This window comes from Desulfosoma profundi (genome assembly GCF_055387865.1).
The window spans coordinates 2,958,480-2,973,673 of sequence record NZ_AP042420.1; the positions used below are offsets into that span (position 1 = coordinate 2,958,480).

Genomic DNA, 15,194 nt, shown 5'->3' on the forward strand with positions numbered 1-15,194 from the left:
TTATTGTCGGTGTCGTCTAGACCACGTAAGCAATGCGCAGTCGTTCGGCCGCTGCTGCGTCGTCGATCCCCAAGGCGTCGGACATGCCGATGGGAAGTGACGTGGATCGGCCCAAAGGAGCGACGATTTTCTTGAGTTCCGTGTCGAAGGCAAGGAAGACGTCCACGAGGCGCTCCGCCACCTTTTCGGGATCCAGGCGCCGATACAACCGAGGATCTTGGGATGTGATGCCTTTGGGACAGACCCCGATATTGCACACGTTGCACCGGTCGGATTCGGACCCTAGGCAGCCGGCCGTCGCCTGCATGATGTACTTGCCGGTTTGCACTCCACTGGCGCCCAGCATAATGAGCGCTGCGGCGTTGGCCGCGAGGTTTCCATTCTTGCCGATGCCGCCTCCGGCAAATAGTGGCACTTCATTCTGCTTTCCGAGGCGCACCAAGGTCAGGTAACAGTCTCGGATGTTGGAGGCGATGGGGTGCCCCATGTGGTCCATGGACACGTTGTACGCAGCGCCCGTGCCGCCGTCTTCTCCGTCGATGGCCAGTCCCGCCGCATAGGGGTTTCGGGTGAGGTTGTTCAGCACGGCAAGGGCCGTGGATGTTCCTGAAATTTTTGGATATACGGGAACCCTGAAGCCCCAGGCCATGGACATGGATTGGATCATCTTGGCCACAGCCTCTTCGATGGAGTATTTGGTCTGGTGCGTCGGGGGGCTGGGCAGGCTCACCCCAGGCGGCACTCCACGGATGGCGGCAATGAGTTTGTTGACTTTGTACCACATGAGGAGCCCGCCGTCCCCGGGCTTCGCCCCCTGGCCGTACTTGATTTCCACCGCGCAAGGGTCTTCCTTCATTTCCGGAATGGCATGGAGGATTTCGTCCCAGCCGAAGTACCCACTGGCGATCTGCAAAATAACGTATTTGAGGAAGCGGGAGCGCAAAAGACGCGGCGGGCAACCTCCTTCCCCCGTGCACATCCGCACGGGCATGCCCAGCTCCTCGTTGAGGTAAGCGACGCCCATCTGCAAGCCTTCCCACATGGTGGGGGAAAGGGCCCCGAAGGACATGCCCCCGATGATAAGGGGGTAAATTTCCCGAACGGGGGGAATCCAGCCGTTTTCTTTGAGAAGCTTGAGGTTCTCCTCGGGCGGCAACACGCGTCCCAAAAGGGTGCGCAGTTCGAATTCATGACGGCCGGCATCCAAAGCCGGGTCGGTGAGCATGGAAATGCGGATGAACTTGATGCGGTCCAGGAGACCTCCCGGGACGTTCCGGCGACCGCCGCGGCGCCGCGGTTGGCCTCCTCGGTTGATGTGAAAACGCAGCTTGTCCGCCTCTTCGGCACGATACGCCATGATGGCATCGTTGGGGCACACCATGGAACACATGCCGCAGCCGATACAGGCGTAGGCGGGGTCGGTCTTTTGACGAATCCCATAAAAGACTTTGAATGTTTGGGACGGCGCTTGAGCGATCCCCAAGGCGGTGTTCACCACGCGTTTGCGAAAAACTCCCAGCTCGATGGCATGCACTGGGCACACCGTCGTGCAACGGCCGCATAGGGTGCATTTCTCGAGACTCCAGTGCACCTGCCACGGGAGATCCCGAAGACTCAAAGAACTCGGGCTGATGTATCCATCTGAGAGCATAATTGAACCTCCTGGCGATCGGGTCCCACGATCACCGTATCCAAATGCATGGGTTGGATGTCCTTGGACCTATCCCGGTCAGGAATCATGGCATCCAGACCGCACATTTCCGAGGAAAAGGCATAGAGGCCCGGTTTGCCGCCCACAACGCCGGGACGTAGTTTTTTCCGGTCCTGCACCATAAAGACGCGCTTGTCCGGCAGACAGCCGATGACGCAGTTGGGGCCGTCGATGATCAGGCGGCGGCAGCACCGTTTGAGGTGTTTCAAGAAGGTGCCGTTGGGATGCCTTTCGAGAATTTCGTCCTGCAAGGGAGTGATAATGTGCTTGTAATATTCGATGTCCAGTCCCAAAAAGCGCTGCATGTAATGCATGATGTGCGTGAAGACTTCGGAATCGGACTGATACCCCATGTAACCCGGGAAGCCCCGGGACGTGAGGAACTCACGGATGGGAACAAAAGCCGTGTTCTCCCCGTTGGTCATGGTGGCGATCCCTTGAATGAAAAAGGGATGGCACGCGTAGAGGTTGATGGCATAGTTGGTGTTCTGCCGCCCTTGAGCCAAAATCACCCGGGCATGAAGTTCTTTGCGGTCCAGCCGCAGATACTCGGCAACGGTCATGGGGTCGCCGATCTCCTTGATCATGATGCAGTCGGGCCAGAAGCTGAAGACGATCATGTCCTCCTTTTCCAAGCCCATCTGGCGCAACTGGAGACGGACGTTCATGAGCCGGTTTTCGACTTCCGGTGCCGACAGGGAGTCCCACTCCTCGGGCAATTCATAAGCCCGAATGAGGTAGACGTCTCTTTTGGGCACGCCTGGCGGGGGTGTCTTGGGGATCTTGATGGACAGCTTGTATTTGGTCATGAAGCCGATTTCCATCATGAACCGGTCCAAACGTTTCAGACCGTCATTGGTGAAAATGCCGGAAAGGATGGGAGCGCCTTCCAGTTCTTCCCACGGCCCTCCAAGGTCGCTCAGGAAAAGCCCCACCCCTGAGCCGTCGTGGCCCTCGCGCATGACGTCCAAGGCCTCGATAGCCCTCATGGGAGACAAAGGTTCTGTGCTGGTCATGGCACACAGCCGACACATGGTGGATCATTCTCCTTCCTATTGTTCCTATTGATCGGGACGACGTTGTCCGGAAAACAAGGCACAAAAGGCTCTCCGCCGACACGGAGAGCCTTTTCGAACTGCGGTGTTCGATGGTGGAATCCAAACCTCTTTGTTTGGAAGGAGCTTCACACTGACAAGAATGACAATTTCTGTCAAACAAAAAATTCATGCGTTGGAGGGCTGAAGAAAATCCTGAATCCGGGCGATTTCCACCGTCGCTCCCTCGCTTTGTGTCATGATTTGGAATCGATGCCGGCTTCGGCCAAAGATAGTTTTCGGGCACTCCCCCGCGTGCCCGCCCCGAATCGGTGCGGTCCATTGAATTAGGGCGGAGCCCGGTATTTGGGCGATCACGGGGGGGTCCCCCCGACATGCCCCGGCCCGGGATACTCGGGCACACGCATCATCGCCCTTTCCCCACCCGGCGACACTTTTTCCAACACATCTCTGAACAAGACGGATTCTACGGGGCCTGTTCCCCATGATTGGCGAGAAAATTGGGTTAGGGTTCGGGCGCTTGGCTCCATTGGGCGCAGACGTTTTGAAAAAGACGGCGCACGCGGCGGCGCACGGCCACGAGATCTTCCCAGGCTTCGATCCGGCTGCTGTCTGCCTGCGGGGGCCACAAGGAAAGCTGAATCATCCGGGAAAATTGCTCTTTGCTGAGCAGCGATCCCGATCGATGAGTCATCAGGTGGAGGCGGTGTTCCAGATTTTTCAGCGAGGTGAAGGCCTCGAGCATATCCGCCGAGATCTTGGGGCCGTCCGGGACATGAGTCAAGGCAGCCCCCAGCAGCGCCTTTGTGGAACCTTCCCGGAGCGACGGGTCGTCGTGGCCGTGAATCAGTTGCATTCCTTGGGTCACAAACTCCAAATCCGCCAGTCCACCGATGCCCAGCTTGAGATCCACAGCATCGTCTCTTTCTGTGGTGCGCTCGGCTTCCATGCGTCCTCTCAGGCTCCACAGTCGGGGCCAGACGGCCGCAGGATGCCGCTTCTGAAAGCAGAGACGTCCCACGCTGCGGTGCAGCTCCAGCCCGAGGAGGGTATCGCCGGCGACGGGCCGAAAGCGCAGGAGGGCTTGAATCTCCCAGATGTCCGCCTTGTGGGCGTAGTAGTCATGCCACGTGGACCGGGTGACCACCAGAGGCCCATAGGATCCAGTGGGGCGTAGGCGCGCATCTACATTGTAGCCGGGGCCTTCCTGAAGAGGCGTGCTCAACATGCGCATAAAGCGTTGCAGCATGCGGATTACAGGGAGAGGGATCTCGTCGCTCTTTTCGCCGGCTCTGGGTTCATAAACGAACATGAGGTCCAGGTCCGAGAGATAGTCCATTTCCCGGCTGCCCAGGGAGCCCAGGGCGATGACGGCAATTGGGAGGTCGGGGGGGAGTCCGACGGCATCCTGGACGGCCTCCAAAGTGCGGCGGACCACAAAGTCCGCAAGGTCCGACAGGGCGGTCTCCAACGCGCCGTGGGGTAGGAGGCCCCCCAAGTCCGCCAGGGTGAGCAGGAGGAACCGCTCGTTTTTCAGCCTTCGCAGCCATTCCACACGTTCTTCGTAAGACGAGGCTTTGGCGAGAATGTCCACGGCCGAGCGTTCCCACTGGGCATGAGGCACGTCCAGACTGTCCCACGTGCTCAGCGCCTCCACCAAACTGGGCTGGCGGCCTAGAAGATCCGCCACCAACTCGCAACGGGACAGGGCCGAGAAAATTTCGCGGATCAACCCCTTATGGCCGGTCAGAAAATGGAGAAGCCCCGGTCGTCGGCGCACTTGGGCCAAATAACGGTCAATGCGCGCTGCCATGGCTGTCGCCGTCTCGGAATCGATTCGGGCTTCATGGTCCTTGAGCGCATCGAGGATGGCGGTGCTCAAAGATTTGGCGATCTCCGAAAGGGAAGGAACAAGGTGAACAAATGGAGACGGCGGACCATGTTTTCCGAGCGCCCGGGATTCTGCGGCCTGGCCCGTTTCTTCTTCCCGGTTCCGGAGCGCACCGTTTTTTTGGAACAGGGCCGTGAAATGGTTGTGGACGGCTCGGCAATGGGCTGCCAACACCCTAGACAACCGATCCCAATCGCCTTCGAAGCCAAGGGCTTCCGCAAGCCTTCGGCGGGCTTCCGCAGAAGACGGGATCTTTTGCGTTTGACGGTTTTGGTCCAGCTGGACCCAGTGCTCCACCCGACGCAGGAACACATAGGCGGCGTGCAATTCTTCGGCGGCTTCGGAGGGCAAGAGCTTCTGCGACCTTAATTTTTCCAAGGCCGCCAAGGTGTTGGGCTCGTCCAATTGGGGCATGCGGCCGCCGTAAATCAGCTGGAAAGACTGAACGAGAAACTCCACTTCACGGATGCCCCCCACACCCAGCTTGACGTCAAAAGGGCCTCCCGACGGTTCGGAGCGGAGCTCCTGCAAGATCCGATCGCGCATGCCTTTCAGTTCATCCAAGGCCTGAAAATCCAAGAACCGGCGAAACACGAACGGTCGCACCTCTTGCAAAAATGCCGTCCCTAAGGCGCGGTCGCCGGCGACGGGTCGCGCCTTCAGAAGCATCTGGCGTTCCCAGGCACGCCCATGGAGCAGATAATAGGACGCGGCTCCCGCGAGCCGCGGGATCAGTTCCCCGTCTTTTCCCTGAGGCCGAAGGCGAAGGTCCACGTGAAACACCCTGTCCCCCTCGACGGTATCGGCGAGAAGGCTGACCAATTTCTGGCACATGAGGCACAGGGCTTCATAGAGCTCTTCGGGATCTTCGATGGAAACGAGACCTTCCTTGTCCTCCCTGAGGAAAAAAAGGTCCACGTCGGAGACATAGTTGAGTTCCCGGCCGCCCAGCTTTCCCAGACCGAGCACCGCCAGCGAATAGCGTTCAAAAACATTGGATATGCGCCCGGCGACAGAAGACGGAGCCCACAACTGGGGGTGATCCCGAAGCCACCGCAGTCCGACCTCCAGGGCCACTTGAGCCAGATCGCTCAATTGCGCCGTTGTTTCCCCCAAGTCTGCCAACCCGAGGAGATCGCGTCCACCGATGCGAAGAAAATGTCTTTGTTTAAATCGGCGGAAAGCCTTCAGCACGTCGGGCCAGGAAACAGCGGTCTGGACGGTGTGGGTGAGGTCATTGTAGAGATCGGGGACGGCGTAACGGCGAAGGAGATTTTTATGGTTCCAAAGCCATTCGGCATCTTGTGGAGAACGCCGGAGGAGCGTTGCCAAGTAGGTGGAAGCTCGACTGATCTTTTCGAGTTCGCTGGACATGAATTCTCCCGCAGAGACCGGCATCACGGGTATGCCTCCTCGGTCCAAAAGGTCTTCGGGAATTGGCGGGTCTCCCGGCGGCGTTGCAGCGTGAGATAGAGCAGGGCATCCAAAGCATCGAAGACCTGTTGCGAAAGTCCGGCGTGGCTCATGCCTCGGCCGAAAAGGATCTCCCGCAGGGCATCCACCGACGGGTTGACGGATTGCAGCTTGCCTATGGGCCCCCGATGACTCGCTGCCTTTTCCTCCAAGAGCAGCTTTCGGGCAAGTTGGCAAAAGGTCCGCGTTTTCTCACGGACGCCTGTGGCCAGGTCATCCCAAGGTTTCGTGGGACCAGAGGCCAGACGGTCCTTAGCCCAATGAGATACCATGAAACGCAAGCCCACAAACAAAGAACCATACTCCAGTCCCCGGACGCCCCTTTGCCAGTGGAGCACCCACGGGCGCCGCCAGCGCCACAGAAGGTGCCTTTGCCCAAAAGTGATCAAAGCGCCCGCGTCCTCATAGGCCTCTTGCAGGACACGAAAGGCCTGCACACTGGGGGGATCCCCCGTGGAATGGTCGGGAAAGGAGACGCATGGTCCGACCTCGATTGCCGCCTGAGGCACCCCCTTTGCCAAGCCCAGACCGTGGGCCCACACGGATGTGCCGCGGTGCGGGCAGTTTCCGCTCTCTGATTTTCGCTCCGTGTCCGGTGACACTTCCCGACCGGGGAGGGCGGGATATCCGTCCTGAAGAAGCCCAAGAATGTGGCGGAAGAGCCGCCTTCCCCAGCCGCTGGGGCATTCGAGGTGGGGATAGGAAAGCACGGCGAAGCCTTTGCCCACCTGGCAACCCAAAATCGCCGCCTGCCCGCACAGCAGCGTCGGATCGAGGTTGATGCCGTACCCCGTTTCCCATTCCTTCCAAGATCCGCCACACGCGGCCACATCGGCGGCACACAGATCCGCGACCCAGAAATCTTCCCCGAAGCCGCAGTATCGGGCAACGGCTTCCACGCCCATGCCGTTATCCCAAGCAAATTGAGACGGCCACCATACGGATACGGGAATCCTCGGAGGAAGGCCCTGCCACAAAGGGTGTTCGGGGTTCCCTTCGATCCACACTTCTCCACTGGCGTTGGGAAGACGTTGGGAAAGGGTTTTTCTTTGGATCGGCACGAGATTGAGCGACGAACCGCCCGCGAGGGCAAGTCCCGCCCCGCCGCAGAACCCAATGTAATTGCCCCCATTGGCGACGAATTCTTTAATGTTTTCAAGCCCGTGGGCGCCCAGGGCACGGGCCTTGTGGGCCGCCCATCCTCCCGGAACGACCAGGATGCGGTAATTCGCCAGGATATGTCCGTGGATCTGGGAGGCGGTGACCAGATGGTACGGGACGTTCATAACTTCCAGAGCTTCCACCAACAAAAGACCCCAGACCAGGGACTGGTCCCAGAATACAGCCACGGGGGGCCCGTCCCAACGGCCTCCCTGTTCGACAGTGTCTGTGAAAGAGTGGTGCACCGAGATGGTCTCCTCCCCCTCAAAGTTGGTTCGCGTCCAGGAAGACGTTCCGTTTTGAGCAGATCCTGCAGAAGCCGTTTCCAGACCCTCGCCGTGTTGTCCGGGCGCGCACGTCTCTCGGGCGCGAGTGTCCACGAGCTTGAGGAAAGTCTGCTTTGGGATCAAGAGTTTTTTCCATGCGCGAACAGCCCATGCCACGAAAAGCTTGGCGGGCGGTTGTCATGGATTGAAGGAGGCTTTAGTTTGAGGACAACATGAACCCAAAATCCTCGTTCCAAGGAAAGGAAAACCCATGATCCCGACTCGTCCATGCATTCGCTTGGAAGTGGAGACTCCGCCACACTCCAAGGATCCCAACCAGCTGATCTATTGCCTCACCTGGGACGCTCAAACCCAAGTCTCGGGAGCGGTCTTTCGGTGCGGATCCTTTCAGGAGCTGGATGACGTCGTTCGGGGGCTCAAAAACGACCTGGATGGAGTCCTTCGGCAGGCCAAGGAAGCGGTCGAGCACATGCAGGCTTTATCGGCACAGGACAAGGAGAAAAGCATGGATCCCTCGGATATTTGGCGACAGATGGAACAGGCCCCCACGGAGGCGGCGATGTTTTCCTTCTTTAATGGGCTCTCCGAACACAAACGCATGGAGGTCGCGGAATGGATCCTCACCCACGTGGGCATGTTCAAAGGGCGAGGGCCGGTATTCGCCGAACATTACAATATCGTGACCCACACTTTGGACGAATGACCGAAGACGGGAAACGGGGGATTAGGCGCGGCACAAAAAGACCCTTGGTCGTGCACCCTTTGTCGAGCCGTCCGAGATCTGCCCGTCTTCCCCGCCGCATCCTGTCAGAATAAACCTCGACACAGACCGCAATGCTTACCGCTGCTTCCTTCCGGACCTGACGGGGTTCACATCCGTCTGTTGCGAGGTGTCCGACCGATGATGCAGTTCCGATCGTGCCACCTCGGCCGATCCCTCGAAAGGGAATTCAGCCCCGCTGAGCGGATTTCGGGTCCAGGGAACCGCTAGCTCCCCACCTAGCACGACCAAGGGCTCACCACGTCTCAAGAGGCAGCCGCTCGAGCCTTGGTTTTTCCTGACGATCTCCTTTTAACAGAAACACGGGCCCATGGCAATGCACAACAGCTCGTGCGGCCCCAAGGCCGGAAAACTCGGGACATCTCAGGTTTTCGTCGAATGATCGGCGGGAGCCCATGACGGCTTTGGCGCCTTGATTGCGGGATTGCCTCCCTTTGCGTTTGGTTCGGGACATGACCCTGCGCCCCCCAGGGAGAGGTTCAGACGTGCTTGTGCCGACACCGGGGCGACAGCTGCTGTTGGCGTGCCGATGGTGTCGGGAAGCACCTCAGGGGGCAGGTGGGTGTGGAATCCAAGGTCATTGGTTTTCCCGTTTATTCCAAGGGCGTCGGGCGATCGGCGTCCTCCAAAAGGACACTTCGGGGTTTGAGGTCCCGCAGTCGATCCCGAAGGCTTCTGCCGCCGTTGGGGACCACGTGGGCCCATCCCCCGAGGTAGACCAACCGGTGAGGGTGCAGGACGTGGAGCGTGCGCCGCACCGCTTTCTCAAGCCATCGCTCCCGATTTTCCCACACGGCGTCGTCCTTCCCCCACATCGAACGGTTCCGCCGAAGGGGCGGATCGGTCAGTGCAGCCCGGGCCCGACGATATTCTTCGGAAGCGGGAACCGCCGTATCCAGTCCACGGCGCAAAAGGTTCTCCAGGTTCTTCAGGGACACCATTTCCGGCCAATCCAAGACGAACACACGGCTGGCTTCACTGAAATCCGCGCAAAAGTAAGGTCGGCCTGCATCCGCGCTCCATCGACGGACGGCGCGGAATTCAAAGGGCAGGGTCAGTTGCCTCAAGATGTAGAGTACGGGGAGCGTGCGGAGGGCCGCCGCAGGGCTCATGCTCGTCAGCGCCGCCGCCCTTTTCAGGTGATTTCGAAAGAGCTTCAGGAAAAACCTGCCGTGTTTTTGGCGGATTCGCACGGCGAAGGGACTCACTTCCACCAAAACCACGTCGGGGCGAAGGACCTCCAACAGCCTGCGGGAACGGTTGAACCCCTGAAGGTCTCGGTGACATGTCCCGACAAGGAAGACGGTCTGCCTTGATTTTTCAACGGATTCCATGGAATCGGGCAGATCATGCCTGCGATGTGCCGTCCAAAGACAGAGCCAGGACGGCCTGGAGTTCCGCAAAGGAGAGCACGTGGATCCGAGCGGCCAGAGAGGGGTTCTTATACGCGGCAAACACCACGCCGGTGTCTTGCGCAAGGAGCGCGTCCACTTGGGAGTCCCCCACGAAAAGGACCTGGTCAGGTAACGCCCCGAAAGTTTTCAGGATCTTTTGCATGCTTTCGGGATGAGGCTTGGGATAGGCCACATCGGCGGCCGTGACCACAAGATCGAAGGCGTGGTCCAAGTGAAAGGAAGCCAAAAGGTCGCGCGTGGAAACGGTGCGATTGGTCGCCAGCGCCACGCGGCAACGGGGTTTCAGATAGCGCAACAAATCGTCCAGTCCAGGCTCTTTCCTCAGATAACGGTTAAAGATGCGAAAATCCAAGCTTTGACAAAACTCCCACACCTCTTCCAATTCCGGACCGCCTCCGAGGAGATATTCCAAGGATTCCCGGGCGGAATGCATGTGGATGTAGTCCACTTGATCGGGTCTCAAGGGCGGTTTCTTGAACCGTTCCATGACAAAGTTGTAAAAGCGGATGTTCGCCTCGCGGGAATCGAAGAGCACTCCGTCGCAGTCAAACACCACCACGGAAGGGAGTCCCACAGGGAAGAGAGGCTCACGGCGACACATTTCTCGAGCGCGTCTTGGTGCGATATGATTCATGGGGTCCCGGTGTTAAAAAAAGTGTTTGATGTTCCGATACTTTACAGTCTTTGTCTAATGCACTAGAGTCTCGGCTGTCAAGAAGGCACGCTCTTGGCCGCTCCTAAGCGGACGTGTGAGGGGAATGGGAGTACATTCGAGCCGCCGAAAGATTCTTTAGAAAAAGGACCTTCCATGGAACATCGCTTTGATTTTCTTGTCATTGGGAGTGGAATTGCGGGCTTGACCTTTGCCTTAAAGGTGGCCCGGGACGCGACGGTGGCCATTGTCACCAAGAAAGACAAACTGGAGACCAGCACCAACTACGCCCAGGGCGGCATCGCTTCCGCTATGGGGCCGGACGATTCTTTTCAGTTACACATTGAGGATACGTTGAAATCCGGGGACGGCTTGTGCAAGCCCGAAGTGGTGGAGCTGGTGGTGCGGTCGGCTCCGGAGCGGATCCAGGAACTGGCCCAAATCGGTGTGCCTTTTTCTCGAGGTCGTTCGTCCAATTGCCTGTTTGACCTGGGGCGGGAAGGGGGGCACAGCCGTAACCGCATTGTCCATGCCGAGGACATGACCGGACAGGCCATCGAACGGGTGCTGGTGGAGGCCGTGGAAAGTCACCCTAACGTGGCCATATTCGAAAACCATCTCGCCTTGGATCTCATTATCGATCATCAGGCCGTCCGGGTGGGGTCCGTGGCCGTAAAGCAAAAGCAATGCTGTTGGGGGGCATGTGTTTTGGACGAGAAGACCGGAGAGATTCATACCTTTATGGCTCATGCCACGCTGCTGTGCACGGGCGGAGCCGGAAAAGTTTATCTGTACACGAGCAATCCCGACGTGGCGACAGGCGACGGCTTGGCCATGGCCTATCGGGCCGGAGCGGCTTTGGCTAATCTGGAGTTCGTCCAGTTTCATCCCACGTGCCTTTATCATCCCCATGCCAAAAACTTTCTCATCTCTGAAGCCGTGCGTGGCGAAGGAGGCCGTCTCATCGACAAACGCGGCCGTGCCTTCATGGAGAAATATCATCCACTCAAAGATCTGGCCTTTCGGGATGTGGTGGCCCGGGCCATTGATACGGAAATGAAACGCACGGGCGACGATTGTGTCTATCTCGATATCAGCCATCGGGATGCGGATTTTCTCAAAGAAAGATTCCCGAACATTTACAAGAAATGCCTCAGCTTGGGGATCGACATCACCAAGGATCCCATACCGGTGGTCCCGGCGGCGCACTACATGTGCGGGGGCATCGTGACGGACGTTTGGGGGCAAACGTCCATTGAAAATCTGTACGCCATCGGCGAGTGTGCCTGCACGGGGTTGCATGGCGCCAACCGGCTCGCCAGCAATTCCTTATTAGAGGCGGCCGTGTTTTCTCACCGGGCAGCGGTGCATGGCTCGGAAAATCTTCCCCGATGGCAGAAGAGGAATTTTCCTCAGGTGCCCGAGGTGAGCATCGAGACGTCGGCCGGCAACGGCGCCCAGAGCGAAATGATCCTCATCTCCCACAACTGGGATGTCATCCGGCGGCTCATGTGGAACTATGTGGGCATTGTGCGCACAGACAAACGGCTCCACCTGGCGAGCCTTCACATCGCCCAGGTGCGGATGGAAATCAAAGAACACCTGCCGCACATCCCCTTGCATCCGGATTTGGTGGAATTACAGAACCTGGCCCTCGTGGCGGAACTGATCGTGCGGTGCGCCATTTCACGAAAAGAAAGCCGGGGACTGCATTACAACGTGGATCATCCGCACAAGGACGATCTCAACTGGCGCAAAGATACAGTGTTGACCAAGTGGAAGGAACCCACCTTACCGGCCAGGAGCCTTTCGAGGATTGCGACTCAGGATTCCTAAGACCGATCACGGGCCGCGTGACGTTTTCGCGGAGAGATCCTTTCCGGAGGCACAAAGAAAAGGGACCTCCAAATGGACGTCCCTCCAAGGGATTACGGTCTATAACCAGCCAAAGGATCAGGCCTTCCGAGGGCGGCCCCCTATCGAGACAGGCCGGCGATTTTCGGGGGAATGGCTGTCGCGGCGTCCAGGGTTTCGGCGTCCACGACCCCGTTGGAGTGGTCCTCGAGGAGTTTACGCGGGTTATGTTCCACCTTCATGGTGAGCATTCCGCCCATGAAGCTGATTTCGTAATTGCGGTCCGATAAATCCACGCGCTTCAAAGCTTCACGCATTTTGCGGAATTGCCGCTGGGCCTTTTTGTAAATGTAGTAGCATGCCGTCACGCCCACCCCCAGGCTGAAAAGGAAGACCCACAGAGGGGTCGCCAGCACTTTCCCCAGGGTGATGATCACGGCCATCAGGCCGAACACAAAAAGAACCTGAAGACCGATAATGAGGTAAAGATAGAAAATGCCCTGGTTGATGTCGGGCTTTTTCTCTTCGGGCTCTTGCTTTTTTTTCTTGAAAATGCGGCTGAAGAACATGGACGGATCCTTTCCCGTAAAGCCTTAGGCGTCGGAGCGGGGTTCGGTTTGCGAGGCCGTCAAGAGTTCCAGAGGCCTGTCTTCACACGTGCGGTGATATTCGAGCCTGAGTTTTTCGATTTCCACCTGATTTTGGAGAACTTGCTTTGACAGTCGATACCGCAGATAAATGACCCAGATCAAGACGCCGGCCAGGAATAACGCGCCTCCAAAGACCAAGAGTTTGTATTCGCTCAGAAAGGTCCAAGCCACACGGCCGAAGTCGCCGAGCAGATTGGGCACCATCCAAAACAGGATGACACCCACGACCACCAGCACCCCCACGTGAAAGACGGAGATCCCTTTGAACAGTTCGAACAAGGACCCCAAGCGGCCTTCGGGAGGAACCGTGCCGGATCCCTGCTGGGGAGAGTGCTCTGGATCTCCGTAGAGGAGATTCAGGAAGGCCTTGATGGCGAAGGCGATGATCAAGATCAGTCCCACCGGGACGCCCACCGCGGCGGAAAGCCATGCGCGAAACGGGAAAGGTCGTTCCTCGCTTTGGAGATGCATGCGGTAGCGGTCTAGAGGCCCAAAAGTGCTCTCGAAGACCATCTTTTCGTAGCTGGACAGGGTGCTGCCCGTCGTCTCGTAAACCTTCTGCCCTTCCGTGTTCGTGATGATCAACCGCGTGCGTTGCCCCGCTTGGCTCGCCGCCGTCAGATAGATCAGCGTTTCAAGGATCAGGAGAAACAGCACCGTCAGGGAAAGAACCAATTTCAGATGGTGGTTGCTCTCAAAAAAGTCCAGTAACCTGGGTTTTTCCGTGCGCATGGGAAACTATCGCCTCAGCCGTCATAGAATGGATCCGGACGTCGAAAAGTAACACCGGGAACAAGGCGTGTCAAACCCAAAGGCGGCGGAAAAAAGGTCCAGGGAGCGGGGCCAACCGCGGCCCGGCTCCCTGGCTTTTAAACTCTGGCGTGCACTCGTCGACGCCGGAGGATCGGCCTCCCGGCCATCAGCGGAGCGCCTCATGGATGTGTGTTTTCCGGCGGCGTGCCTGCTCTGAGAACCCTCGGCGAGCCCTGACTCAGCCGGCGGATTTCAGGGGTTCAATTCCTTTTCTCTCGGGAAAAGGGGTAAATACCGATAGGAGAGCGAGACGATGACGGCCCCGTAGGCTAACATGGCGATACACGGGGCCCATTCGGCCCACGTCGGGATGTAGACCGCCCACTGATCGAAAGGCATCACGGGGATTGCCAGGGTTTCAACGGTCATGGCGAACCGATTGATGACGATGCCGGCGCAGTTGAGGAAAAAGCCCAAAAACAGCAGACCGTTGGATTTGCGGGTTTGAGGCGTCAGCAGCAGGACAATGGGGACGACGCCGCACAATCCAAGCTCCGCAAAGAGAAGCCACATACCGTAAGGGGCTCGATAGAAGTCACTGAGCTTTTGCCCGAATCCCGGGGCCGTATCCAAAGCCCAATACAACGTGTCCAGACTCTTAAAGATGAAATAGACCAGAAGCAGGGCGCCGGTGATCTTGGCAATGAGTTCATAGACGCTGCGATCCACCAAGGTTTTTCGACTCACCTTTTCGATGATCCGGCAGATGATGGCCGTAAAAGCCGGGCCGCACGCCATGGCCGACAGGGTGAACAGGAAAAACGTCCACGGCCAGATAAAGAACCCGGTGCGGTACGCAAAGGGTCGGGCAAACATGACGCCGGGGACTCCGCCCAGCGATCCTTGATGGAAGAAACTCAAAAAAGTGCCGGTCATGGCGAAGACCGCCATGATTTCATGGAGGTTATGTCCAAACACATGCAAGGGTTTGATGGCGTCCAGTTTACGGTTTTCCAGGATGATGGGCACAAACTCGATGACAAGAACAATGGCGTAACAGGAAATACAAAAAATGACTTCCGTCAGCATGGAATGAACGTTGGCGTGCCAATAGCCGAACCAGCCTCGCAGCGGTTGCCCGATTTCCAGCAAGAGGACCAGGAGCGCCCCGGTATAGCAGCAAAATCCCACGATGACGGCGAGGTTGATGATCTTGTGAAGTTCCTTGAGCCTTGGGAAAAATCGGGACAGCCCGTAATACATAAAGCCGGAGAAGAACGCGCCGGCACCCAGGGCGATGATACCCAGGTCGACCGTGATGTAAAGGCCGAACCCGAAGTAGTTGTTCAAGCCGGTGACGTTCAGCCCTTTGATGAGCACGGTGAGACCGGCGTAAATGCCCCAGCCGATCACGGCGAATAGAAAAAGCATCCAAAGGCTGAAAACCGGCAGCGGGCAACGTTTCACACCTTCCGGGATCAATGCCTTATCCATGATGGACTCCTGAAAAA

Annotated in this window: 11 protein-coding genes and 1 other RNA gene; 2 read left to right on the forward strand and 10 right to left on the reverse strand. The window is 58.0% G+C overall.

Annotation, left to right across the window (positions count from 1 at the left end; genetic code table 11):
• Positions 1 to 16: 16 nt before the first annotated feature.
• The 4 genes from ACZ5K9_RS12770 to ACZ5K9_RS12785 form a co-directional block, all read right to left on the reverse strand.
• Positions 17 to 1,651, reverse strand: a complete 1,635-nt coding sequence (locus tag ACZ5K9_RS12770; protein WP_464271716.1) for a glutamate synthase-related protein — start codon at positions 1,649 to 1,651, stop codon at positions 17 to 19.
• Positions 1,615 to 2,745 (reverse strand): class II glutamine amidotransferase domain-containing protein, encoded by a 1,131-nt coding sequence (locus ACZ5K9_RS12775; RefSeq protein ID WP_464271717.1) that lies wholly within the window; start codon positions 2,743 to 2,745, stop codon positions 1,615 to 1,617. Before ACZ5K9_RS12775 ends, ACZ5K9_RS12770 begins: the two co-directional genes overlap by 37 nt.
• Positions 2,746 to 3,271: 526 nt before the next feature.
• Positions 3,272 to 6,055: a bifunctional [glutamate--ammonia ligase]-adenylyl-L-tyrosine phosphorylase/[glutamate--ammonia-ligase] adenylyltransferase gene (gene glnE / locus ACZ5K9_RS12780; RefSeq protein ID WP_464273973.1), complete on the reverse strand. Its 2,784-nt coding sequence runs from the start codon at positions 6,053 to 6,055 to the stop codon at positions 3,272 to 3,274.
• Positions 6,055 to 7,701 carry a BPL-N domain-containing protein gene (locus ACZ5K9_RS12785; RefSeq protein WP_464271718.1) on the reverse strand — a complete coding sequence of 549 codons (1,647 nt, stop codon included), beginning with the start codon at positions 7,699 to 7,701 and terminating at the stop codon, positions 6,055 to 6,057. The genes glnE and ACZ5K9_RS12785 overlap by 1 nt, the downstream gene beginning before the upstream one ends.
• A 127-nt stretch (positions 7,702 to 7,828) precedes the next feature.
• Here ACZ5K9_RS12785 and ACZ5K9_RS12790 point away from each other — a divergent pair, with 127 nt between their 5' ends.
• Positions 7,829 to 8,281: a hypothetical protein gene (locus ACZ5K9_RS12790; protein WP_464271719.1), complete on the forward strand. Its 453-nt coding sequence runs from the start codon at positions 7,829 to 7,831 to the stop codon at positions 8,279 to 8,281.
• A 48-nt stretch (positions 8,282 to 8,329) separates the two neighbouring features.
• On the opposite strand, the gene ffs is transcribed toward ACZ5K9_RS12790, so the two are convergent.
• From ffs to ACZ5K9_RS12805, 3 genes are all read right to left on the reverse strand, one after another.
• Positions 8,330 to 8,586: signal recognition particle sRNA large type (gene ffs, locus ACZ5K9_RS12795), an RNA gene on the reverse strand.
• Positions 8,587 to 8,952: 366 nt separating this feature from the next.
• Positions 8,953 to 9,693, reverse strand: coding sequence for a hypothetical protein (locus ACZ5K9_RS12800; protein WP_464271720.1), 741 nt, complete (start codon positions 9,691 to 9,693; stop codon positions 8,953 to 8,955).
• Between the two features lie 13 nt (positions 9,694 to 9,706).
• Positions 9,707 to 10,375: an HAD family hydrolase gene (locus ACZ5K9_RS12805; RefSeq protein WP_464271721.1), complete on the reverse strand. Its 669-nt coding sequence runs from the start codon at positions 10,373 to 10,375 to the stop codon at positions 9,707 to 9,709.
• A 207-nt stretch (positions 10,376 to 10,582) separates the two neighbouring features.
• Between ACZ5K9_RS12805 and nadB the strand changes: the two genes are divergently transcribed.
• A complete protein-coding gene (gene nadB / locus ACZ5K9_RS12810) occupies positions 10,583 to 12,262 on the forward strand; it encodes an L-aspartate oxidase (protein WP_464271722.1) in 1,680 nt (559 codons plus the stop codon).
• Between the two features lie 140 nt (positions 12,263 to 12,402).
• Here nadB and ACZ5K9_RS12815 read toward each other — a convergent pair whose 3' ends face one another.
• The 3 genes from ACZ5K9_RS12815 to qrcD form a co-directional block, all read right to left on the reverse strand.
• Complete coding sequence (locus ACZ5K9_RS12815) at positions 12,403 to 12,849, reverse strand: hypothetical protein (protein WP_464271723.1); 447 nt, start codon at positions 12,847 to 12,849, stop codon at positions 12,403 to 12,405.
• Positions 12,850 to 12,873: 24 nt separating this feature from the next.
• The gene (locus tag ACZ5K9_RS12820; RefSeq protein ID WP_464271724.1) at positions 12,874 to 13,662 is read right to left on the reverse strand and encodes a hypothetical protein; all 789 of its coding nucleotides are present in this window, start codon (positions 13,660 to 13,662) and stop codon (positions 12,874 to 12,876) included.
• 273 nt (positions 13,663 to 13,935) lie between these two features.
• Positions 13,936 to 15,177 (reverse strand): menaquinone reductase integral membrane subunit QrcD, encoded by a 1,242-nt coding sequence (gene qrcD, locus ACZ5K9_RS12825; protein ID WP_464271725.1) that lies wholly within the window; start codon positions 15,175 to 15,177, stop codon positions 13,936 to 13,938.
• Positions 15,178 to 15,194: the final 17 nt, after the last annotated feature.